The following is a 22,982-nucleotide window of genomic DNA, read 5'->3' as shown; positions in this document are numbered from 1 at the left end:
TGTTACCTCGCATTTTATTTCTAACGTGTTGAATGATTGATATATTGATGTCCAATTCTCATCAATTGAGAAACACCAAATTAGAGTTTTCTAACTGTTTACGATAGACCTCTGGTGGGAGGTGATGTAAACTTTGTGCGTTCGGTTTTTGTTATAATCTTGCTGCTAATACTACGCTAATTATCTAATTTGGCTCAACGATTCAAATAAATACGTATTTAAAAACTTACGACTGAATGAATCATTAAAACGTTCAATAAAGCCATTTTTGCAGTTTACCTAGTTGAATATGGTACAGTATAACTTGGTTATTATTCACAATAATTCAATAGATTAACTGAGATTAATTCAAGACCATTATCGACTCGAATTTGTTTCGACAACTCTCTTCCGGTTTTTAAACGGCCAGCATCATGATGATACGGTCGAGTAGTAATGACGTATCAACCTCAATCGCCAAGCATTCAGGCGTTCCTTCATCAATAATATTGAGGGGGATGACGCGCTTGCCGAAATATAAACTGTCGTGCATAAAATTCAATTCCCATTGAATATTCGGGACTTTTTCAATCATTAATGACCTTTTTTCACGTTTTGGAAGCACTTTTTTAACTCGCCGTTTCAGGTTTAATCCTAATCGGCAATAAACGCGATAAGCTCGTTTATTATTAAAATAATAACCTTGAAATCGTAGTCGAAAGCCCAGACCAGAATGAGGACAGCAATCTAACTGTAAAGTTGGACGTGATTTTTTAAGTCGATCAATTTAATTGAAGAAATGGTAGTTAATTTGGAGGGAGCACAAATTTAATACTGTAGAGTCCATGTCATTGCTAAAGTGTAAACTCATTTTTCTTATGATGAGGTCGTTATAATGAGTACTACACGTAGTAAATTGGCTTTAGTTACGGGAGCATCCAGTGGTATTGGTTGTGCTATTGCGAAAAGATTATCTGATGATGGTTTTATTGTTATTATTCATTATTCTGGAAATAAGACTAGCGCTGAAGAGACGGTAAGGTCAATAAAAGCTAGGGGAGGGCATGCCATTACAATTCAAGCTGATGTGGCTAATGAATATGATGTGGCTCGTTTGTTTAGTGAGGCAAAGTACCTAATCGGAAAAATTGATGTTGTCGTTCATAGTGCGGGAATTATGCCATTAGCTAAAATAGCGCCCGCTGGATTGGCTGATTTTGATAAAGTGATTAACACCAATCTTCGAGGGGCTTTTATTGTCCTAGCCAATGCCGCTGAAAATGTTATCGATGGTGGACGAATTATTGCTTTAACGACGAGTGTTATCGCAAAATCATTTCCCACATACGGCCCCTACATTGCTTCTAAGGCTGGTGTCGAAGGGTTAATTCCTGTATTAGCAAATGAGCTAAGAGGTCGAAATATAACCGTTAATGCTGTTGCACCAGGACCGACAGGGACTGCGTTATTCTATCAGGGGAAAAGTGCTGAACAGGTTAACACAATTGCGAAATTAAGCCCATTAGAGCGAATTGGCACACCTGAAGAAATTGCTAATGTTGTTTCTATGTTAGTTAGCGAAGAAGGTGGCTGGATTAACTCACAGGTAATTCGAGTCAACGGTGGGTTTGCTTGAGGATTGAATGTAATAATTCAGGGCTGCCATTGTGCAGCCTTCTTCTATTTAAAGGTAGCTCGTTATGAGTAACACAACCGATGATGAGATGATTAAATCAGTGAGTGTAACCGTTTTCTCACGAGGAGTTATATGCCTTAGAAAGAGTTTGTTGAATTGGGGGAACTTAATATTATGCTGGGCAGTGATAAAAATTTCCCCCGATTTTTTTGCTTGCAGTGTTTAAAGGTGTCTTTAAAAAAGTAAACGGTTTTTATTTATACGTAATATGTTAAGTTAGCTCAATAGCCTCAGAGTAAAGTGTTAACTAATTTAATTATTGTCATTCTATATTTTAAAATATGAAGAGTAAAATAGGCTAAGAGAGATTATGTTTTCAATCAAAAAATAAGGGTGAGTAGTTTAAATTTATTTTTAATCTTGATCATAAGGTGTTTTATTAGCGATAGTGGAGTGGGGAGGTTGTTGTTATATATGCTTTTTCATTTAGCTTATTTGTGTTTAAAAATAATATGATAATAGTCATCCTTACGGATAGTTGTAAAGATGACTAGGTTGATAGAGGATATTTCAAGTTATTATTCAAATTATTCGGCAGTGCTTTGATTAATCGCATGTAAGCTCACCGAACATGTACTATCTTTATTCTGTTGCAGCGTGGAGTCTATGGACAACTGGCTAAAACTACGGGCGATGAAAAATCAGGTCACTGGAGCATCACGAACTTTAGTTAGTTTCGATTATTCAAAAGTGCTGGCAGTGCTCTGGTATGTGACGCTGGGCTAAGTGTGATTCAGATTGCTGATGCTATCGGCATTTGCGGGATGCTGGCTTATGTGTTGTTTGATGACGCACGGGAATTTTATCTACGGGTGGGTTTGAACCTTCGCCGATAGATGCGATGATGTTGATGGTGACGTTGGGGATTTGATTGGAAGTTTTTAATTTTGGAGTATTTTTTTCAGTACCATTTAGAAATGAATGTTATTTTTTTGGAATGTTTACAATTATGGCTAGTTAAATTCTATAGAGGGTAATATGATTGATATCAATACTTTTGAAAATATGGAAAGTACACAATCACATACATTTATTAATTTTTCTCAAGGAGTGCCGTATACGACTTTAGGATGGAATAACTATAAAAAATTTAATAAGAAAATGAATGATATCTTGTTGAAAGTGAAAGGTGAATTTGATGTCGATGTTTACCTTCAGGAGTATGAGGATATTAATATAGCTAAGAATTTTTATTGGATATATAGTTTTTCAGTAAATGAAAAAGATATTTTGATGGATATAAACTCTTTTATTAAAAGTAACATAAATGATGTGATGAACTGTTTTTTTATTAAGGAGGACGATGAGCTATACTCTTTCAATAATCATGATAAAAATTTTAAAAATCACATGCATCCTTTATTGGCACACTATTATTGCTATATGGTTTTTACCTATAACATGTATATAGAACCTACGCATCCACCAAGAGAAAAATCTTATAGTAAAGAGACTTTCGATATTTCTATAGTCAGTACTATAATGAAACTATCTGAATTTAAAAAAATAATTAATGATTATATGAGTATTACCAGTTTTTCTGAGTATTATGAGTATATGTATGCTGATGATGGCTTTTTTTCGAGTAAGTATGAAGGAAATAAAACACTGAGAGAGGAGTGCCTTCCAATAATAAAATATGTCGAATATAAAAACATTCCTAAGAATTTATATATTCAGTTAGGTATTAAAAAAGATAATTTTGACGCGAAAATATTTAACGATAAATTTGCTATTATATTAGAAATAACATCTGCTGTGCCTGCACATGACCATCATTACTTATCAATAAGAAAAAGAGTCACACCTGAAGGATATTTGCCAGTAAAAAATATGCACGATTTGAAAAAGGAATTTGATATGTTTCCTGACAAAATTGTAAGGGCAATAAACTTAAAGCATGAAAAGGAATATGGAGATAAAAGAATACTTATAGTAAATATGCCTATGGAGTATACGTATCAGAATGAGAAGTATATAATAGATGAAATCCTAAAGGAAGTAAAAGAAAGGATAACACGAGGAAAAGGCGGCTTTGTTGAAATTCTACTTAATGATAAGAAAATAATAAGATTATTTTAAATTAAAATTATTTTTTAAATATGGTTTGTGATTATTTTTGTGATATGCAAAGGGTATTCAAAATGATTATGTTATATTCATGGTTTGCAATGTGGTAGCAATTTTTTGATGTTGTTATCCGCGGTTTATACATATAGATAATGAGGTGGTGGCCAAGATTCATCTGTCAATAAAAACTAGTTTAATGCATGGTGTACGAAAAATGGTAATCCCAATAAACAATAAAAAAGTTGAAGTAGAGTTACCATATTGGGACAGATACAAAGATATTTTAGATTAAATTGATCTATGTATCAAATCAGAAAACATAACGATGCCGCGCTTCCAGCAGGATGTTCTGACGGTTAACGATGGCGTTTTCACACTATTGAACAGCAGCTCAATCACGCGTTCCATCTGCGGGGTGGGTACGATATAGAAAACGCACATCTATTGTTGCTGTGTGCGGGTCAACAAATGGTTGGTGATAATATAACTGATAGCTGCTGCAGGACGTTGAGCAACGTATAACTAACCCATCCATAAGCGCCTTTCTTTTCAGAATAAGCCGTGTGAGTTGGTTATCAAGATGATGCTCCAGCATCCAGCCAGTGATTTTTGTTTCATATCGACAGGGGGTACACATTTCTTTATCAAAGTGTCCACATTTATTAAAGCACAATAGTGATTGCTTGGCGGCTAAGGGGAACTAAATACGGAGTATGCATTTTAGCGCCTCTGTGTGAGAACTTAACACCGGGTATAGGCTTTCGCCCTGCAGGAATAGTCGATAATGCTTTGTCAAAATCGATCTCAGGCCAACGAGCATAGCGGAGTTCACTTGGCCGAATAAACACTAATAAATTTAACATCATAGCTAAACGGGTGACAGGCTGCCCTTTATAAGCATCAATATAGATAATCAGTTCAGGTAGGCGGTCAAGGTTAAGAACTGGACGGTGTTGGCGCTGTACTGTTGTCAAAGCCCTTATGGTGATTATAACCAAATACCCGATTGCACGGCATAGCGCATGACAGCAGCGATACGTTGCTGTAAACGCTCAGCTATCTCATAAATCTCTTTACTTTCTGTTGCACGGATAGGGATCAGTAGATCAGGTGTTTTGAGGGGGGTGATATTGCGTAATCCAATATAAGGAAAGACATGCGACTGCAAACTCTTTAACACCTTTTCACTGTGTGATTCAGACCACTTTTTATTACTGGTATGCCATTGCCGTGCGATGATTTCAAAGGAGAGATTAGTTTCTGAGGTTGTTTTTGTCTCGCGTTTTTGCTCACAGGGATCAATGTCGTCAGCAATCAGCTTTCTGGCTTCATCGCGTTTAAGCCTTGCTTCAGATAAAGAGACATCAGGATATAAACCTAATGCTAAGGTTTTCTCTTTACCTAAGTGGCGATAGCGCAATCGCCAGTACTTAGAACCATTAGTATGAACCAATAAATGTAAACCTACACCATCGGTTCATTTATAGGATTCGACCCGAATTTTAGCATCAGTCAGAGCCATAGCAAGCTTCCTGAGAGGTAAAGTGGGTACAAGATTCTATCGAACTAATATGTACCCGCGATTGTACTCGTACTATGGGGGGGATAGAGTCGAATAGAATTCTGTGGAGTTGAAATTTTGGGAGAGTGTCGATTTTAGCAGGCACTACAAACGAAAACAGACGTCTATTGACGTCTGTTAATAATAAGGTGGTGCCCGGACTCGGAATCGAACCAAGGACACGGGGATTTTCAATCCCCTGCTCTACCGACTGAGCTATCCGGGCAACGGGGCGCATTAAACCGTATTAAGCCGTTTACGTCAATGAGTTTTTATAAAAAAAACATATTTTTCGACTGAGTGTTTTCTTTTTCAGCAAAAGATGTGTGTTTAATAAACGGTTGTTGGTTTTTTAACTTAAGGCGCCTTTTTTACGACATAAAGCAATGGCTAAAATGTCTTCGGATAAGTGCTGAGCAATTTCAACATCTTGAATATCTCGCTGAACTAACAAGCGGTTCAAGCAACCCTCTAGTACTAATTCCATTTGGTTGGCAACCAGCTCAGAGTCCTCTATATCAAGCTCATCTAACAAATCTTTGGTAAATTTAAAGGAATTCTCTTTTTGCAGACGGCTAAGTTGGTGAATAGGGTGCTCTGATTCAGGGTAATAATTACAAGCAGAGATGAACAAGCAGCCAGGGAAACGCCCTTCACGGACTTTCTCGGATAACTGCTGGTAACGGGCCATAAGCTTCTGCTGAGGGTTTAATGATTCATCTAGGAGTGTTTGGCGCTGCCACACTTCAATTTGCTGACCATGATAGCGTAGGCAATCATAAACAAGCGCTTCATCGTCGGGCCAAAATTGGCGTATAGTAGAGAAATCAGATTCAATTTCATGCAGTAAATTTTCTGTGGATGCAGATAAACCCTGGATTTCAAGTTGGTTTAAAGCATGACTTAGAATAGTGTCACGTTGGATAGGCATTGTTAACTCCATCACAGTAAAGTCTGATTTTCTCCCATCATAACAATGTTCAATTCTGAATTATAGCTGTTTGTTTTACCCCCAACCAATTGAGAAAAATAGATAATACAGCCTTAAGAATGTGAGTCGCCCACATGTTATGGCTAGGGCTTATGAGGGGGAATGATTTAGTCGATTAGAAGAGAGCAAATAAACTGAAAAAGTGGGCAACAGGAGGGGGAGAACCCCCCTGATATTGACTGATTGTTTTTAATTTATATTAAAACATTAGTTAATCAACTTAGCTTCTAGTGCAGCATCGATATAATAGAACTGAAAAATATTTTTCATAAAATCATCTATATCGTGTTTTCTTAGTTCAAGAGCTTGTAAAATATCCAAAAGACCTTGAATAGTAATGGAATTTTTTCCTCTTTCATAACGAGAAACTTGCTGTTGACTAATATTTAAGCGGGAAGCTAACTGCGCCCCCGTTAAGCCAACCGCTTTTCTGCGGTGCTTTAAATATGTTCCAATATAAATAGTCACATTAGTATTTTCATTTCGTTGAGCGTTTAACATTCCTCCTCCAAATAAATAGATACAAATAGTACACTATTTAATTATCAAAAATATTCTTTGTTATCGTCTATTACGATGATGGTTAATAAAAGGTAATCGTAATAAGTTCCGCGGTCTATTTAACTAGGATTAATTAGTTATTACCAATATTTATGGCGAATTGGTTTTAATGATTCAATAGGTTGTTTCTATATTCAATACACGGTAGGTGAGTGTAGGATATGGGTTTGTTGGTATTTAGTTTTGTAATCTTTGATTAATTTGGAGTTAACCTTCAATTTATTGTTGTTTTTTCTTTATTTTTGGCATTTAATTTTGTGGCTAAGTTAGCGTAAAAATGTCTTTTTTATTTATCATTTTATGTAAATAGTCATTGTTTGTTACACTTATATTGAGAGTATTAATATAAATGTAACGCCAGTAAAATTATTATAATTAGTTTTTATTTTAACGACTAAAATAAGAGGGTAATGCACTTTAAATATGTATATTGGTATTGTTTTTATACATATTAAATAAAAATAATAGATAATCTATAAGAGACCTATTATTTTTATAGTCACGTATGTAACTTTATTTTGATAAGAGAGAATAACATACTGTTGTGTATAGATATAAAAAACCCGCGCAAATCGCAACGGGTTTTAAGTGTATTTAATTATGATTAGTAAAACTACAGGATCATACCACCAAACAGGAAGCCGAATGAAACGGCTAATGCAACACCAATAGTGCCTGGGATGAAGAATGGGTGGTTAAAGACGAAACGGCCAATGCGTGTTGTCCCTGTGTCATCCATTTGTACCGCAGCAACCAGTGTTGGGTAAGTTGGTAGAATGAATAAACCAGATACCGCAGAGAATGACGCAATAGCGGTTAATGGGCTTACATTCAAGGCTAATGCCATTGGCATCAGTGCTTTTGCTGTTGCAGCTTGTGAATAAAGTAGTGCAGAGCAGAAGAAGAAAATTACCGCTAACATCCATGAATGTTCGTGGATTAAGTCACCTGCAGTTGCTTTGATCCAGTCAATGTTGTGTTGTACGAAAGTATCACCTAACCACGCCACACCTAAGATACAAATACATGCACTCATACCTGCTTTAAAGGTACTTGAATTCAAGATTGCATCGGTGTTTACACGGCATAGTACAGTAATTAATGTTGCCACTGTTAGCATGATAATTAAAATTGCGTTAGTGGTGTTCATTAATGGTGTTTCAACAATACCAAGGCTAGGGCTATTGATGATGGCATAACAAACAACGCCGATAACACCAAACAAGAATAACAAGACGGAAGATTTAGCACCCGCTTTGATTTCTTTTACTTGGCTTCCACGTAATTCGACTAATCCTTCTGCTAAACGTTTTTGATAAATAGGGTCATCAGACAACTTGGAATTAAATGTCCAAGAAATGATGAATGACATTAAAATGATAGCGAGGAAGGTGGCCGGTAATAAAATACTCAGCAGCGTGATGTAACTTACAGTATTTCCTGCGCCAACCATTGCTGGGTTTTCCATGACTGATGCCATGTAAACCACTGCGGCTGAAATTGGTGATGCAGTGATACCAATCTGTGCCGCAACAACCGCGGTTGAAAGTGGACGACAGGGTTTAACACCTTGCTCTTTTGCGACTTCTGCAATAACAGGTAATGTCGCTAAAGAAATATTACCAGTTCCTGCAAAAAGGGTCAGAAAATAGGTGACGATTGGGGCAAGTATGGTGATGTATTTTGGGTTGCGGCGCAGTAATTTTTCTGTTTGGGCAACTAAGTAATCTAAACCCCCTGCAATTTGCATTGCTGAGATAGCGGCGATAACAGCCATGATGATTGAGATAACGTCAAATGGAATCGTACCCGGTTTCACGCCAATTGCAGCGAGTACCAGTACCCCAAGGCCACCGGCAAAGCCGATACCTATCCCACCTAAACGGGCCCCCAAAAAGATGGCCAGCAGAACAATAATAAATTCTACGGCTAACATAGTGTTTACTCCTCGACAAAATGAAAATTAAAATTATGAAACTGTTATGTTAATTTTTTGTGTGTGTATGAATCAAAAAAGGCACGCTTTCTGGTGAGAGGCGTGCCTTTATTTTTAAGTATTATTTATGATAAACATAAATTTTTAGTCATCAAAACGTTTTGCTTTATAAGCAGGGTGTTTTAAGTTCTCAACAGAGAAAATATCATCCAGCTCAGCTTCTGTTAGTAAACCACGTTCAAGAACAACTTCACGTACGCTCTTACCTGTTTCTGCGCAAATCTTACCGACGATATCACCATTATGGTGACCAATGAATGGGTTCAGGTAAGTGACGATACCGATGGAGTTAAATACAAACGCTTCACAGATCTCTTTGTTCACTGTAATGCCGCTAATGCATTTTTCTTGCAGATTACGACAGGCGTTGTTCATCAGGGAAATCGATTCGAACATAGCTTGACCGATTGCAGGTTCCATTACGTTTAATTGTAATTGACCTGCTTCTGCAGCCATAGTCACGCAAATATCATTACCGATGACTTTGAAACAAGCTTGGTTAACAACTTCAGGGATAACAGGGTTAACTTTTGCTGGCATGATAGAAGAACCAGCTTGTAACTCAGGTAAGTTGATTTCTTTAAGACCTGCACGAGGCCCAGAAGACAGTAGACGTAAGTCGTTACAAATCTTAGACAGTTTCATCGCCAGACGTTTTAGGCCTGCATGTACAGTGATATAAGCACCACAGTCTGAAGTTGCTTCGATTAAGTCTTCTGCTGGTACACAAGCTAAGCCTGTGACCTCTGCTAATTTTTTAACAGCTATTTCTGAATAGCCCGGTGCGGTATTCAGACCAGTACCGATAGCAGTTGCACCTAAGTTAACTTCGAGCAGTAATTCGATGCTACGTTTTAGATTTTTCTCTTCTTCTTTTAAAAGAGTCGCGAAAGCATGGAACTCTTGACCAACGGTCATTGGAACAGCATCCTGCAATTGGGTACGGCCCATTTTCAGAATGTCTTTATATTCTTCAGCTTTAGCTTCAAAGCCTTTTTTCAGGTATTCAACAGAATCAATTAATTTCAGTACAGAGTTATATACTGCGATACGGAACCCTGTAGGGTAAGCATCGTTAGTTGACTGGCTTTTATTAAGGTGATCATTCGGGTTTAAATAATCATATTCCCCTTTTTTATGGCCCATCAGCTCTAAACCGATATTTGCCAGAACTTCGTTGGTATTCATATTGAGTGATGTGCCCGCACCACCTTGGAATACGTCAACAGGGAACTGATCCATACATTTGCCTTCATTTAATACAACATCACAGGCTTTAATGATAGTATCCGCGATATTACGTGGGATAGTTTTCAGTTCTTTATTGGCTAAAGCTGCCGCTTTTTTGACCATAACCATGCCTCGAATAAATTCTGGGACATCGTTAATAGTGCGGTCGCTGATATAAAAGTTTTCAATCGCACGCAGAGTATGAACACCATAATAGGCATCAGCTGGAACTTCTTTTTTACCTAACAGGTCTTCTTCGATACGAGTATTGTTTGACATGAGAACCTTCTTAATTAGATTACAGTTTACTGTCCGTTTATGCGCTTGCAAAAAAAGTAATATATCGTAAAGCAAAATTCACAGGTGATTAATATTGTGAAATAAAACTTCACAAGCGATTAACACCAACTACTACGTTGTCAGCATTATGATCTACTGATTTATGGGTAGATGATAAGCTTTTAATCATGTACTGCCTTGAACCTAGATCACTATATAGTTTGATTTATGCAACAGATTTTACGTTGTGTGACATTCATCACAGATAAGTATCATTAATGAGAAAAATCTGTGAGTTGAAAAGCGTTATATCTGCCCCAATTATTATGGCTATACTAAAGAAAAAAGCGAATATTGATAGTTGTCTCTTAGATACAGTTCACAAAGGTTTTCCAAGGGGCGTAAAATAGTTGATAGCTTATTGAAATAAAGGAGAACTTGTGCGCTGGTTACCACTCATTCTGATAGGTATTCTCGTTTACATTGAATCTGTCATTTTTGTGCGAGTTGCGTCCGAAGTTGGCGTATTAATGACTTTAATTTTAGTTGTTCTAACTTCTTGTCTAGGTGTTTCACTCGTCAAGAACCAAGGCATGAAAAATGTACTGCAAATCCAACAAAAATTAGTGTCAGGTGAAAGTCCCGCAGCAGAAATGATCAAAAGTGTTGCGTTGGTTTTAGCTGGCTTTTTACTTATCGTTCCAGGCTTCTTTACTGACTTCATTGGTTTATTGTTGTTACTTCCGCCAATTCAAAAACTCATTGTAATGCGTTTAATTCCTCACATCCGTTTTTATCAACCGGGGAATGGTTTTGGCCAAACGGGGGGCGGGAAATACCAAAATGGAGACACTTTTGAGGGGGAATTCCAACGTAAACAAGATGACCCTTCTTTTACAATTGATAACTCAGATAAAACGGACTCATCTGATAAAGACGACCGCCCCAAGTCGTAAATCCATTCTTTTTGTAGGGAGATAAAAATGAAAAATTTTTTATCTCCCCCCTTGAAGTCCCTCTGTTTCGCCCCAATCTGCTCAAACATGGTACTAGTTTATTTGAGACATACTGGTATCGTCCTTTTACCTAGTGTGGACTTTATTTATAGGAGAACTATTAATGAAAATTCGTCCATTGCATGACCGTGTTATCGTTAAACGTAAAGAAGTTGAATCAAAATCTGCTGGCGGGATCGTTCTGACTGGTACTGCTGCAGCTAAATCAACTCGTGGTGAAGTACTTGCTGTAGGCAACGGTCGCATCCTAGAAAATGGTGAAATCAAAGCACTGGATGTGAAAGTTGGTGATATCGTGATTTTTAACGACGGTTATGGTGTGAAAGCTGAAAAAATCGACAATGAAGAAGTCCTGATCATGTCTGAAAGTGACATTCTGGCAATTGTTGAAGCGTAATTTTCACTTAAAACTTCTCAACTAACGAAAAGAATTTGAAGGAAAGAGATAATGGCAGCTAAAGACGTTAAATTTGGTAGTGATGCACGTACGAAAATGCTTCGTGGTGTGAATGTTCTGGCAGATGCAGTAAAAGTAACTTTAGGTCCTAAAGGCCGTAATGTAGTTTTAGATAAATCTTTCGGCTCACCAGTTATCACCAAAGATGGTGTTTCTGTAGCACGTGAAATCGAATTAGAAGATAAATTCGAAAACATGGGTGCACAGATGGTGAAAGAAGTTGCCTCTAAAGCTAACGATGCTGCGGGTGACGGTACAACTACAGCAACAGTTTTGGCTCAAGCTATCATCACTGAAGGTTTAAAAGCCGTTGCAGCGGGTATGAACCCAATGGATCTTAAACGTGGTATTGATAAAGCCGTTATTGCTGCAGTTGAAGAGCTGAAAACACTTTCTGTTCCATGTTCAGACTCTAAATCAATCGCACAGGTTGGTACTATTTCTGCAAACTCCGACGAAACCGTGGGTAAACTGATCGCAGAAGCAATGGATAAAGTCGGTAAAGAAGGCGTTATCACTGTTGAAGAAGGTACAGGCCTAGAAGATGAATTGGATGTGGTTGAAGGTATGCAGTTTGACCGCGGTTACCTGTCCCCTTATTTCATCAACAAACCAGAAACAGGTGCTGTTGAGTTAGAAAACCCATTTATTTTATTAGTTGATAAAAAAGTTTCTAACATCCGTGAATTACTGCCGGTATTAGAAGGCGTAGCTAAAGCTAGCAAACCACTGTTAATTATTGCAGAAGATGTTGAAGGCGAAGCGCTGGCAACACTAGTTGTCAATACGATGCGTGGTATTGTTAAAGTTGCGGCTGTTAAAGCTCCTGGCTTTGGTGATCGTCGTAAAGCAATGCTACAGGATATCGCTGTTCTGACTAACGGTACTGTTATCTCTGAAGAGATCGGTATGGAGCTAGAAAAAGCAACGTTAGAAGACTTAGGTCAAGCAAAACGCATTGTTATCAACAAAGATACTACAACCATTATTGATGGTGTTGGTGATGAAGCGACGATTTCAGGCCGTGTTGCTCAAATTCGTCAGCAAATCGAAGAGTCTTCTTCTGATTATGACCGTGAAAAATTACAAGAGCGTGTTGCTAAATTAGCAGGCGGTGTTGCTGTTATTAAAGTTGGTGCAGCAACAGAAGTTGAAATGAAAGAAAAACGTGCTCGCGTTGACGATGCTCTGCATGCAACTCGCGCAGCTGTTGAAGAAGGTGTTGTAGCTGGTGGTGGTACTGCACTGGTTCGTGTTGCTGCTAAACTGGAAGGTTTAAAAGGCGACAACGAAGATCAAACCGTGGGTATCCGTGTTGCTCTGCGCGCAATGGAATCACCTATGCGCCAAATCGTGACTAACGCAGGCGAAGAAGCCTCTGTTGTTGTGAATAAAGTTAAATCAGGCCAAGGCAACGAAGGTTATAACGCAGCGACTGATGCATACGGCGATATGATCGATATGGGTATCTTAGACCCAACTAAAGTAACGCGTTCTGCTCTGCAATTTGCAGCATCTATCGCAGGTTTAATGATCACGACAGAAGCGATGATCACTGAACTGCCAAAATCAGATGCACCTGACTTAGGTGCTGCTGGTATGGGCGGCATGGGTGGAATGGGCGGCATGATGTAAAAGACATCAAGCTTAGGTAACAGCTAACTTAGTTGGTTGTTACTAGCCGATATAAAACCGGCACCGTTAGTTTAACTAGCGGTGCCGGTTTTTTTATTGCCAATGAATTAGTCACATTATACAAAAATGCTTATAAGAGTACATTTAATGATAATCAATATCATTTGAAGTGTTGAATGTAGGTTTTTATACTTGGATTTCTGTATGTAATTACAGCGATAAAGTAGACTACAAGGATATCATCATGAAGGACAGAGTCGATATTAAAGAGGTATTAGACAGAAATATTTGCCCAGTTTGCGGCAAGCAGGATTGCCCTTATTTAACTGAGAATAAAAAAGCCAAGGCAATGATGGATGCATACCGTAATGGTGACATGGACACTGCCAATAAAATTTATGTTAAAAATTATGCGCAATATGCAGGAATGAATAATGAACAGTATAGAGATGCTGTCAAGTTGCATGATGCAGTGACTCAGAGTTTGACTCGAGGAAATAACAGTAATTCACCACTAAATATTTCACCTGTTTTTAATTCTGCAATTACAGCAGCAATGTCTACATTAAAGCCTTCGAATTCATTAATCGGTAATATAGCACCTGTTTCCTCATTCAACTTAAGTGCAATAGCAGGTTCGAAATCTGAATCATTGGGAACGATTATTGGGCGTTCTTTAGGGATCGGGGTTGGGCTACTAACTCATTCCCCTCCTGCTGGGTCGCCAGGATTAGATACACTACATGGGTTTTCTAAACATGATTTTAATCATCTAACGAGCAATACCGATTCATCATTCACTTCAATAGGTAAAATGCTTGGGCTCCCCAGTGAACATAAGCTGCGTGATATTGCTAAAAGTAAAGGAACAGTTGATACTTTCGCAGTAACAGCTGAACGAGTCAATAATGGTGTTAAAACGCTGGAGTTATCACCAATAAGTACACCGATTAAAGCAATGGTCGTAGAAGCTAGGCCTACAAATCAGAAAGGTGTATTTAGTTATTCTGTTCCTAATGAATCAAAAGAGAGGCAAATTCAAATTGGTAAGCCTAATGTGCTTGCTGGTAATCCGGTTTCTCCACCTAAAAGGCTTAAAGAACTACCTGGTAATGTTAATGATATTAGTCGATTTAATAATATACCATTAGACCCACCTTCATTTTCTAAGTTCGATAAAAGCCAAAGCCCATTAGTCATTGTATTCCCTTGGGAGATTGGTGTTAAACCTATTTATGTTTCTTCGAGTAAGAGAAAAGAAGGCAAGGCTAAGGATGAACCGGAAAAAAAACGTAAAGGCGTAAAAGAAAAGGGGCATGATTACCATCCAGCACCTAACACTGAAGAGATTAAGGGGTTGGGCGAGTTAAAACCAGGTAAGGATAAAACACCTAAGCAAGGCGGGTCTGGAACACGAAGACGTTGGATTGGAGATAAAGGGCGAAAAATCTATGAATGGGACTATCAACATGGTGAAATAGAAGGTTACCGGGGCAGTGATGGTCAGCATCTTGGGGCTTTTGACCCGAAAACAGGTAAACAGATAAAACCTGCTGATCCAAAACGTAATATTAAAAAATACTTGTAAGGAAAGATCATGGGATTAAGAGTGTATATGAAGTGGTTTGATAAAAAAACGGAAGATTTTATTGGTGATGAATATTCAGTAGACTTGGGGGATGATGATACTGTTATCGAACAAACTATTAATCCACGAGAAGAAAATATTATTAATGCAGGTAGTTTTGATGTGGTCTCCGCTTGGGTTTCTAATTTACAAAAATATCTAAACCATAAAATTGAGCTAGATAAATACGATTATCAAGTGTCATTTGATTATCGGGACAACTGGTAGTTTTTCATAATAGATTCCAAGAGTTTGGTTTGGAAGATTGAATCATAGATTTATCAATACTCAGTGAGTTCAGATTATTGTTAAACATATTATGCTTAGCAATAATCGGTAGAGGTTGTAGAAGCGACTAGAACATTGAGACTGCTCTAAGAGACTGTAATTTAAATTGTGCATTTGTATTACCTTTAACACAGTCTTACACGTAAAGCTAACAGATCTTAACTGTCGAATGAATTGTAGTAGCCAAATTTTATTGATCACTACAATTGGCTCATTTTTTAGCTGAGTATGCTGGGAAAAATGTTTTTGTACTTTACCCATCTAGTGATAGACATGCGAATTTAAAATATAAATTTGGTAATAGGAAATTTTGGTAGGAAGGCTACTATGTAAGTACGGTAGGGCTAAACGAAGCGACAATTCAGAAGTATATCAGAGAGCAAGAAAAGCCAGATTTAATCACAGATAAACTCAGTACGAAAGAGCATATAGACCTCTTCAAGGGGGAGGTCAAAGTAGCAAAGATACCAAGCTTGAACGAAGAGAAAGCAGCGTCATTAAGACTCAGTCGGTAATAAGCCCTTATAGGGATGGAGCAAACCCTCCTATGCGGGTGGTTATGATTGCCAATGAATTATTACCATAGAATTAATTCGAACTTATTTTTGCGTAAAGGTCCATCAAAAGGTTATATTTAGCGTAAGGCAAAATGGTTTGAAGAAATAAACAACAGGGCGGTTGTCTTGATTGTTTTGTGATAGACTCTATTTGGCTGGTGAACTGTGGTATTTACACGGTAATTTTGACGCAGTATGTTAATCACCTCCTAGATATTTCATGATATATTGCTATCAATATGGTATTGGGACTAAAACGATTTTCAAACCAGTTGCAAAAAAAACACAATGAAAAATGAGGGAAAACATGCGAATTAAAGTCTTGATTGGTGCTGCTGCATTACTGCTTTTAGCGGGTTGTTCTACAACAACTAATTTGACTGCGGCAGGCTCACAAGTTCGTTTTGTTGAGAATCAACCAGGAAGTGATTGCCAGCTTCTGGGGCAGGTTGCAGGGACACAAAGCAACTGGTTGAGCGGTGTGAATAATGAATCCAGCTCAATGCGCAGTGCAGCGAATGACTTGCGAAATAAAGCTGCTGCAATGGGTGGTAATGTTATTTTTGGCGCAACAAGTCCAAGTGAAACAGTATTATCTAGCTTTATTCCGCTAGATAGCAAAATGGTTGGCCAAGTATATAAATGTCCCTAATATGATTTCATAGCGCCCAAATTACAGTAATTTGGGCGTTTTGCTTTTTAAATCTGCCTTAAATTTAGGTCAAGCAATGTTTTGCTTGGCTCTCCGCCAATTTCCCGTGCCAATTTTGGTACGAGGTATCCGGATACCTGACTTAATAACTGCTGTATTAATTGTCGAGCTTCTAAATCACTCACTAAAAAGTGTGCTGCTCCTTGGACTTTATCCAATACATGTAAGTAATAAGGTAAAATCCCTGCGTCAAATAAGGCATTACTTAAATTAGCTAATGCGCTTACATTGTCATTAACTTGGCGTAATAATACGCTTTGATTCAGTAAGGTAACACCTGATGACTTCAGTTTAAACATGGCGGCAGTTAATGGTTTATCAATTTCATTTGCATGGTTAATATGTGTAACCATAATCACTTGAAGCCGCGAAAGCGCAAGTCTGTTGCATAGTGTGTCGGTAATACGTTCTGGAATAACAACGGGTAAACGAGTATGAATTCTAAGGCGTTTTATATGTGGGATTGCCTCTAGTTGGCTAATTAACCAGTCGAGTTCATGGTCTTTTGCCATTAGTGGGTCACCACCTGAGAAGATGATTTCATTGAGTTCGGTGTGGTTTTTTATATAATCCACAGCCATCAACCAGTTATTTTTATTTCCTTTGTTATCTTCATAAGGAAAATGCCGGCGAAAACAGTAGCGACAGTTGACTGCGCAACCACCTTTTACCAGCAGTAATGCGCGGTTGTGGTATTTATGCAGCAAACTGGGAATTGCGTTATCTTGCTCTTCTAGCGGGTCTGTAGAAAAACCTGGATGTATATCAAACTCTGCTTTTGCCGTTAATACTTGCAATAACAGAGGGTCTAGTGGATCGCCTTTTTTCATCCGCGAGATAAACGGCATTGGCACACGCAAAGGAAATAATTTACGCGCTTCATTGCCTTCTTTCGAAAAAAGGTGGTTTTCTAAGTTAAGCATTTGCAGCAATTCATCTGGATTAGTGATTGCTTCAGCAAGTTGTTGTATCCAGACTTCTCTGGATGAGGTATTTTGAGTTACAATATCGACCATTTTTTGGCTATGCCATTTTTAGTTTATAAATTAGAGGATCACCATGGCTACTTATAGTACCAATGAATTCCGCTCAGGTCTTAAAATCATGTTAGATGGCGAGCCTTGTGTCGTTTTAGAAAGTGAATTCGTAAAACCAGGTAAAGGTCAAGCATTTGCACGTGTGCGTATCCGTAAACTGATTTCTAACAAGCTGTTGGAAAAAACATTTAAGTCTACTGACTCCGTTGAAGGTGCTGATGTCATGGATATGAACTTAACTTACCTATATACCGATGGTGAGTTCTGGCATTTCATGAACAACGAAACTTTCGAACAATTAGCAGCAGACGAAAAAACCGTTGGCGATAACGCCAAATGGTTAGTTGACCAAGCAGAGTGTATTTTAACTTTGTGGGACGGTCGTCCTATCGCGGTAACTCCACCTAACTTTGTTGAGTTAGAAATTACCGATACTGACCCAGGCTTGAAAGGTGATACTGCTGGTACAGGTGGTAAACCAGCGACACTGAGCACTGGCGCAGTTGTTAAGGTTCCGCTGTTTGTTCAGATCGGTGAAGTTATCCGTGTCGATACTCGCTCAGGCGAATACGTTTCACGCGTAAAATAATAGCGTATCCTATACGGAATCGCTAAAAATAAAAAGCCGTGGTCGATGTGAACTGACCTCGGCTTTTTTGTCTATTTTAAGTCGCTAACAGCACTTAAACCCACCTTTACCACCATAGCGTGCGTCTTGACGTTCTTTGAAAAACTCTTCATAGGTCATTGGCGTTTGATCAGGATGCGTTTTTTGCATGTGAGCAACATAGTTGTCATAGTCAGGGACGCCAACCATCATTTTTGCCGCTTGGCCGAGGTAGCGGGCTGCTTTTCCCAGTTCTCCAAACATAAATCCTCGTCATATTTTGTGTTGTAGCTTCAATTATTTTGGAGAAAGAGAGTGAATCTTGATAAATACTTAAAAACTAAATATTTAAAACAAAATTGCTCAACTTTCAATCTCCGGTGTATTAATGATGTCGTGTATTTGCCACGATTTCTTCATAGTTGGCTGGCATTGGCTCGTAGGGTACTTCATTCGCAGTTGGTTGGTCAGATTTTAAGGCCTTCAACGCAGTGCGGATGGAGAAAAGAGCTAGTAATACCACAACAATCATAAAGAAAATAGTTAAGCCAGCGTCTAAACGGTTATTGAAAATCAACTGCGTGAGTTGAGATTCGGTGTACTGAACTGGAATATTTCCACTATCAATCATTGCTTGGAATTTATTTGCAACAGCTAAGAAGCCAACACGGGCATCTTCACTAAAGGTTTTTTCCCAACCAGCTGTCATAGTACAAATCAATAACCAAGCTGTTGGTATCAATGCAACCCATGCGTATCGTTGACGCTTCATTTTGAACAGTACCACAGCACAGAGCATTAATGCCATACCTGCTAGCATTTGGTTTGCGATACCGAATAGTGGCCATAGTGTGTTAATCCCGCCCAGAGGGTCGACAACACCTTGATGCAGGAAATATCCCCATGCCAGTACGCATAGTGCGGTTGCTATTAAGTTTGCAGGTAGTGAGTCTGTTCGTTTTAGTGACGGTGACACCACCCCAAGCAAGTCTTGCAGCATAAAACGTGCGGCACGTGTTCCTGCATCAACTGCAGTTAAAATAAATAACGCCTCAAATAAAATAGCAAAGTGGTACCAGAAGGCGACATTCATCAACCCACCAAGTGCACCGTGTAAAATATAGGCCATTCCGACAGCAAGCGTCGGTGCTCCTCCTGCCCGTGAGATAATACTGCTCTCACCGACTTCATGAGCTATTGTATTTAACTGCTCAGGCGTAATTTGGAAACCCCAACTACTTACAACTTGAGCCGCAGAGGCAACAACATCTTGTGTACCGGCGGGGGCTAACATTGCCATTGGACTATTCATGGCAAAATACACACCAGGGTCAATCACACAAGCTGCGACTAGCGCCATGATGGCAACAAATGATTCCATTAACATACCGCCGTAACCGATAAAGCAGGCTTGGTTTTCATTTGCTAACATTTTCGGCGTTGTGCCTGAAGAAATCAGCGCATGGAAGCCAGAAACAGCACCACAGGCAATAGTGATAAATAAGAATGGGAACAAATCCCCTGCCCAAACGGGGCCTGTACCATCAATATATTTCGTTAGTGATGGCATTTGTAGATTAGGATTTAAAATCAAAATACCAATAGCAAGGCCAATAATAGTACCGATTTTTAAGAAGGTAGAAAGGTAGTCTCGTGGAGCAAGGAGTAACCAAACAGGAAGTACCGCAGCAACAAAGCCATACCCCACTAACATCCACGTTAATTGGACACCAGTATAATCAAAATAAGGTGCCCACGTTTCACTTTCAGCAACCCATCCTCCAGAAATAATGGCAAAGACAAGGAAAATTAACCCAATAATCGATACTTCGCCAATACGCCCAGGACGGATATAACGAGTATAAATCCCCATGAAAATGGCTAATGGGATAGTGAAAGCAACAGTGTAAGTTCCCCATGGGCTATGGGTTAGCGCTTTAACGACAATCATGGCCAGTACCGCTAAGATAATCACCATGATCATAAAGCATGCAATTAATGCCAGCACACCTGCTGTATTACCCATTTCTTCCTTAACTAACTCTCCAAGAGAGCGCCCATCTCGTCGCGTCGAAACAAATAACACCATAAAGTCTTGTACAGCCCCTGCCAGTACTACTCCTGCTAACAACCAGAGCATACCCGGTAAGTACCCCATTTGGGCAGCAAGAACCGGACCAACAAGAGGGCCTGCTCCAGCAATAGCGGCAAAATGGTGACCAAATAATACTTTTTTATCTGTTGGTACGTAGTCGAGCCCATCATTATGACGAATTGCAGGCGTCATACGTGTTGAATCGACTTGTAATACTTTTTTCGCAATAAATAGCCCGTAGTAGCGGTATGCAATGAGATAAATACATACTGCAGCAACAACAATCCACAGAGCATTGATCTGTTCACCGCGATTTAAGGCAATATAACCTAGTGAAAATGCACCAAGTAAAGCGAGTACAATCCAAATTAATTGTTTACCCATAGCCATCCCCATTTATTCAGTTAACAGCGCTTTGTTATCTATTTAAATGTCACTTAATTACTATTTATTTAAGTAGAACAAGGAAGATATAGCTAATTTAAGTTAAAGGAAAAGTAGCTAAAACGAGACACCTATTGGAAATTGTGAGAACAATTCTATAATTGCAGTGAGCTTCACTAATTTATCATTAGCGACTGGATTTTATCGGATTTTAAGCTAAAGGCTTGCTATTTTTTTTAATTAAACCATAAGTTTTATTTAGTGTGGATTTTTGAACTAAATAATAGTCAGAAATAAAATGCTTTATGAGGGGGGATTTAATTACCGAAAGATAAAACTCTCGGTAATTAAATCGGCTACTTTAAGCATGCCTTAGGCTGAGAATAATTTTTTTACCAAAAAGCGTTATAATTAAGCCAAACATAATTAAAATAAGCCCGGCGATTTGTATGCCATTAATATGTTCATCAAGGAATAAAGCACTACTGCTTAAACCAAATACAGGAACGAGCAAAGAGAATGGCGCAACTCGCCACGCTTCATAGCGGCCAAGTAAGATCCCCCATAGCCCATAGCCAACAAAAGTAGATAAATAAGCAAGATATAAAATAACGCCAAATATGGACCAATTAAAACCAGTAAGTCCGTCTACGATGGCATCTTCCCCTTCTAAAACCCAAGAACTTATTAAGAATGGAATAATAGGGATTAGCGCGCTCCAACTTACTAAGGACAAGGCACTGCATTTTTCAGCCCCTTTATGTTGCATAATGATCCTATTAGTAATGTTACCGCAAGCCCAAGAAAGCCCCGCGATCAGTGTAAAGACTAGCCCAAGTAGCGGTATATCATCTAATCCACCAGCGGTTGCCCCATTGGCTAATATGGTTAACCCTATTATGGCAATAAACATGCCGATGAAGTGAGTCGGTTGCAATGATTCTTTTAAAATTATTGCGCCAAGTAATAGGGTAAAGAAAGCTTGGGATTGCAATATGACAGAGGTTATACCCGCAGGCATACCCACTCTAATCGCGCAAAATAAGAAGGCAAATTGACCGAAGCTGATGGTAAGTCCATAGAGAAGTAATAATTTGAGCGGAATTTTGGGGCGCTTAAAAATAAAAATAGCAGGGAAGGCCACAAACATGAAGCGTAATGCACCTAATAATAACGGCGGAAGTGCGGTAACGCCGAGTTTAATGATAACGAAGTTAACACCCCAAATAACCACCACACAAAGGGCGAGTAAGATGTCTCTGAGACTCATGCTATTTTCTCGATTAACTTGCCAGATTAAACATCTACTTTACATGTGTATAATTTTGAGTGCGATGGTTATGATGCTTAATAATAAAAAACGGTATAAAAATGTTGAATTTTATGGTTGATTTGCGCTTATTTGTTATTTTTCGTGGCTTGAGTCAGCGCTAACGAAGGTTTATAATGTATTCACACATCACACGTATTCAGGACGACCTGAATAAACGTCATTCAAATATGGGGACGGCCCCGAGTAATTAACGGGAGTAACCCAAGTGGCTTGGATCATTCTTTTATTTGCAGGCTTATTAGAAGTAGTATGGGCTGTAGGGTTAAAATACACTCATGGTTTCACGCGTTTAACACCCAGTATTATTACCATTATTGCGATTATCGCCAGTATGGGGTTATTAGCTTACGCCATGCGTGACCTACCAGTAGGAACTGCCTATGCAATTTGGACGGGTATAGGTGCTGTTGGTACTGCAATTGTTGGGATTATTTTCCTGGGTGAATCAGCGAATATGTTCCGTTTATTAAGCCTAGCTTTGATTATTACTGGGTTAATTGGCTTAAAAGTGTCGAGTTAACTATTTAAAACAAGCGGGTGGTTTTCATCTTACCCGCTTTATTATTGTTATATATTGCTTGGGCATAAATAAAACTATCCCTTTTGTTTGCCGACATAACGGGATGGCCAAATTTCCTCTGCTGGTACCCCCAGAAACTCCGCAATAATTCTCTCCCCTTTAGGCCAGCGCCTTGAAAGTGCATTATTCAATGTGGATGAATTTAACCCTGCTGAACGTGATATTTGTGAAAGAGAAGACCCTTTTTTCTTTATTGCTGCAATAATATCAGCCGAGTGCCAATCTTGTTTCATATGATCTCCAATAGTTAATATATAAATATAATTTAAATTATTTTAATGAGCTTTAACT

At 38.6% G+C, this 22,982-nt stretch carries 19 protein-coding genes, 1 tRNA gene and 5 pseudogenes; 12 read left to right on the top strand and 13 right to left on the bottom strand.

What is annotated here, in order from left to right; genetic code table 11:
* Positions 1 to 61: 61 nt before the first annotated feature.
* Positions 62 to 700 (bottom strand): annotated as a pseudogene (locus ACHB7C_RS05835) (integrase core domain-containing protein); the annotation flags it as partial.
* A gap of 174 nt (positions 701 to 874) precedes the next feature.
* On the opposite strand from ACHB7C_RS05835, the gene ACHB7C_RS05830 reads away from it, so the two are divergent.
* The 3 genes and pseudogenes from ACHB7C_RS05830 to ACHB7C_RS05820 all read left to right on the top strand — a co-directional run bounded on the left by ACHB7C_RS05830 (position 875) and on the right by ACHB7C_RS05820 (position 3,757).
* Positions 875 to 1,615 carry an SDR family oxidoreductase gene (locus ACHB7C_RS05830; RefSeq protein WP_166684963.1) on the top strand — a complete coding sequence of 247 codons (741 nt, stop codon included), beginning with the start codon at positions 875 to 877 and terminating at the stop codon, positions 1,613 to 1,615.
* A 609-nt stretch (positions 1,616 to 2,224) separates the two neighbouring features.
* Positions 2,225 to 2,546 (top strand): annotated as a pseudogene (locus tag ACHB7C_RS05825) (hypothetical protein).
* A 107-nt stretch (positions 2,547 to 2,653) separates the two neighbouring features.
* On the top strand, positions 2,654 to 3,757 hold the full coding sequence (locus tag ACHB7C_RS05820) for a hypothetical protein (protein WP_198860932.1): 1,104 nt from the start codon (positions 2,654 to 2,656) through the stop codon (positions 3,755 to 3,757).
* A gap of 298 nt (positions 3,758 to 4,055) precedes the next feature.
* Here the strand turns inward: ACHB7C_RS05820 and ACHB7C_RS05815 are convergent.
* The 7 genes and pseudogenes from ACHB7C_RS05815 to aspA all read right to left on the bottom strand — a co-directional run.
* Positions 4,056 to 4,373, bottom strand: a pseudogene (locus ACHB7C_RS05815) (molybdopterin-guanine dinucleotide biosynthesis protein MobC); the annotation flags it as partial.
* Positions 4,374 to 4,413: 40 nt separating this feature from the next.
* Positions 4,414 to 5,267, bottom strand: a pseudogene (locus ACHB7C_RS05810) (tyrosine-type recombinase/integrase); the annotation flags it as partial.
* Positions 5,268 to 5,456: 189 nt separating this feature from the next.
* A tRNA-Phe gene (locus ACHB7C_RS05805) sits at positions 5,457 to 5,532 on the bottom strand.
* Positions 5,533 to 5,658: 126 nt separating this feature from the next.
* Positions 5,659 to 6,237, bottom strand: coding sequence for a transcriptional regulator (locus ACHB7C_RS05800; protein ID WP_042845447.1), 579 nt, complete (start codon positions 6,235 to 6,237; stop codon positions 5,659 to 5,661).
* 267 nt (positions 6,238 to 6,504) lie between these two features.
* The gene (locus tag ACHB7C_RS05795) at positions 6,505 to 6,798 is read right to left on the bottom strand and encodes a helix-turn-helix domain-containing protein (RefSeq protein ID WP_042846388.1); all 294 of its coding nucleotides are present in this window, start codon (positions 6,796 to 6,798) and stop codon (positions 6,505 to 6,507) included.
* Between the two features lie 673 nt (positions 6,799 to 7,471).
* On the bottom strand, positions 7,472 to 8,794 hold the full coding sequence (locus tag ACHB7C_RS05790) for an anaerobic C4-dicarboxylate transporter (protein ID WP_048606083.1): 1,323 nt from the start codon (positions 8,792 to 8,794) through the stop codon (positions 7,472 to 7,474).
* Positions 8,795 to 8,938: 144 nt separating this feature from the next.
* A complete protein-coding gene (aspA, locus tag ACHB7C_RS05785; RefSeq protein ID WP_042846386.1) occupies positions 8,939 to 10,363 on the bottom strand; it encodes an aspartate ammonia-lyase in 1,425 nt (474 codons plus the stop codon).
* A gap of 440 nt (positions 10,364 to 10,803) precedes the next feature.
* On the opposite strand from aspA, the gene ACHB7C_RS05780 reads away from it, so the two are divergent.
* The 7 genes and pseudogenes from ACHB7C_RS05780 to ACHB7C_RS05750 all read left to right on the top strand — a co-directional run bounded on the left by ACHB7C_RS05780 (position 10,804) and on the right by ACHB7C_RS05750 (position 16,595).
* Positions 10,804 to 11,319 (top strand): FxsA family protein, encoded by a 516-nt coding sequence (locus ACHB7C_RS05780; protein WP_048606085.1) that lies wholly within the window; start codon positions 10,804 to 10,806, stop codon positions 11,317 to 11,319.
* Between the two features lie 163 nt (positions 11,320 to 11,482).
* Positions 11,483 to 11,776 (top strand): co-chaperone GroES, encoded by a 294-nt coding sequence (locus ACHB7C_RS05775; protein ID WP_042846384.1) that lies wholly within the window; start codon positions 11,483 to 11,485, stop codon positions 11,774 to 11,776.
* A 51-nt stretch (positions 11,777 to 11,827) separates the two neighbouring features.
* Positions 11,828 to 13,471, top strand: a complete 1,644-nt coding sequence (gene groL / locus ACHB7C_RS05770; protein ID WP_042846383.1) for a chaperonin GroEL — start codon at positions 11,828 to 11,830, stop codon at positions 13,469 to 13,471.
* A 244-nt stretch (positions 13,472 to 13,715) separates the two neighbouring features.
* Positions 13,716 to 15,059, top strand: coding sequence for a colicin E3/pyocin S6 family cytotoxin (locus ACHB7C_RS05765; RefSeq protein ID WP_395346697.1), 1,344 nt, complete (start codon positions 13,716 to 13,718; stop codon positions 15,057 to 15,059).
* Positions 15,060 to 15,068: 9 nt separating this feature from the next.
* Entirely contained in the window at positions 15,069 to 15,326 is a 258-nt protein-coding gene (locus ACHB7C_RS05760) for a colicin E3-like toxin immunity protein (RefSeq protein ID WP_166696485.1), read from the top strand.
* 326 nt (positions 15,327 to 15,652) lie between these two features.
* Positions 15,653 to 15,832: pseudogene (locus ACHB7C_RS05755) on the top strand (transposase); the annotation flags it as partial.
* Positions 15,833 to 16,250: 418 nt separating this feature from the next.
* A complete protein-coding gene (locus ACHB7C_RS05750; RefSeq protein ID WP_042846381.1) occupies positions 16,251 to 16,595 on the top strand; it encodes a DUF4156 domain-containing protein in 345 nt (114 codons plus the stop codon).
* Between the two features lie 47 nt (positions 16,596 to 16,642).
* Here the strand turns inward: ACHB7C_RS05750 and epmB are convergent, their stop codons facing one another.
* A complete protein-coding gene (gene epmB, locus ACHB7C_RS05745) occupies positions 16,643 to 17,671 on the bottom strand; it encodes an EF-P beta-lysylation protein EpmB (protein WP_166684954.1) in 1,029 nt (342 codons plus the stop codon).
* A gap of 43 nt (positions 17,672 to 17,714) precedes the next feature.
* On the opposite strand from epmB, the gene efp reads away from it, so the two are divergent.
* Positions 17,715 to 18,281: an elongation factor P gene (efp, locus tag ACHB7C_RS05740; protein WP_042846375.1), complete on the top strand. Its 567-nt coding sequence runs from the start codon at positions 17,715 to 17,717 to the stop codon at positions 18,279 to 18,281.
* Between the two features lie 84 nt (positions 18,282 to 18,365).
* Here efp and ACHB7C_RS05735 read toward each other — a convergent pair whose 3' ends face one another.
* The 3 genes from ACHB7C_RS05735 to ACHB7C_RS05725 form a co-directional block, all read right to left on the bottom strand.
* Entirely contained in the window at positions 18,366 to 18,563 is a 198-nt protein-coding gene (locus tag ACHB7C_RS05735; RefSeq protein ID WP_004258665.1) for a YbdD/YjiX family protein, read from the bottom strand.
* A 121-nt stretch (positions 18,564 to 18,684) separates the two neighbouring features.
* Positions 18,685 to 20,778, bottom strand: coding sequence for a pyruvate/proton symporter CstA (gene cstA, locus ACHB7C_RS05730; protein ID WP_094301223.1), 2,094 nt, complete (start codon positions 20,776 to 20,778; stop codon positions 18,685 to 18,687).
* Positions 20,779 to 21,139: 361 nt separating this feature from the next.
* Positions 21,140 to 22,048 (bottom strand): EamA family transporter, encoded by a 909-nt coding sequence (locus ACHB7C_RS05725; RefSeq protein ID WP_395346694.1) that lies wholly within the window; start codon positions 22,046 to 22,048, stop codon positions 21,140 to 21,142.
* Between the two features lie 268 nt (positions 22,049 to 22,316).
* Here ACHB7C_RS05725 and sugE point away from each other — a divergent pair, with 268 nt between their 5' ends.
* A complete protein-coding gene (gene sugE, locus ACHB7C_RS05720) occupies positions 22,317 to 22,631 on the top strand; it encodes a quaternary ammonium compound efflux SMR transporter SugE (protein ID WP_125890504.1) in 315 nt (104 codons plus the stop codon).
* 74 nt (positions 22,632 to 22,705) lie between these two features.
* Here the strand turns inward: sugE and ACHB7C_RS05715 are convergent, their stop codons facing one another.
* Positions 22,706 to 22,924, bottom strand: coding sequence for a helix-turn-helix transcriptional regulator (locus tag ACHB7C_RS05715; protein ID WP_166686601.1), 219 nt, complete (start codon positions 22,922 to 22,924; stop codon positions 22,706 to 22,708).
* Positions 22,925 to 22,982: the final 58 nt, after the last annotated feature.

The organism is Providencia sp. 2024EL-00732 (assembly GCF_044006275.1).
In the GTDB taxonomy this organism is placed as follows: domain Bacteria; phylum Pseudomonadota; class Gammaproteobacteria; order Enterobacterales; family Enterobacteriaceae; genus Providencia; species Providencia huashanensis.
This window is presented reverse-complemented; position numbering and strand designations above follow the sequence as displayed.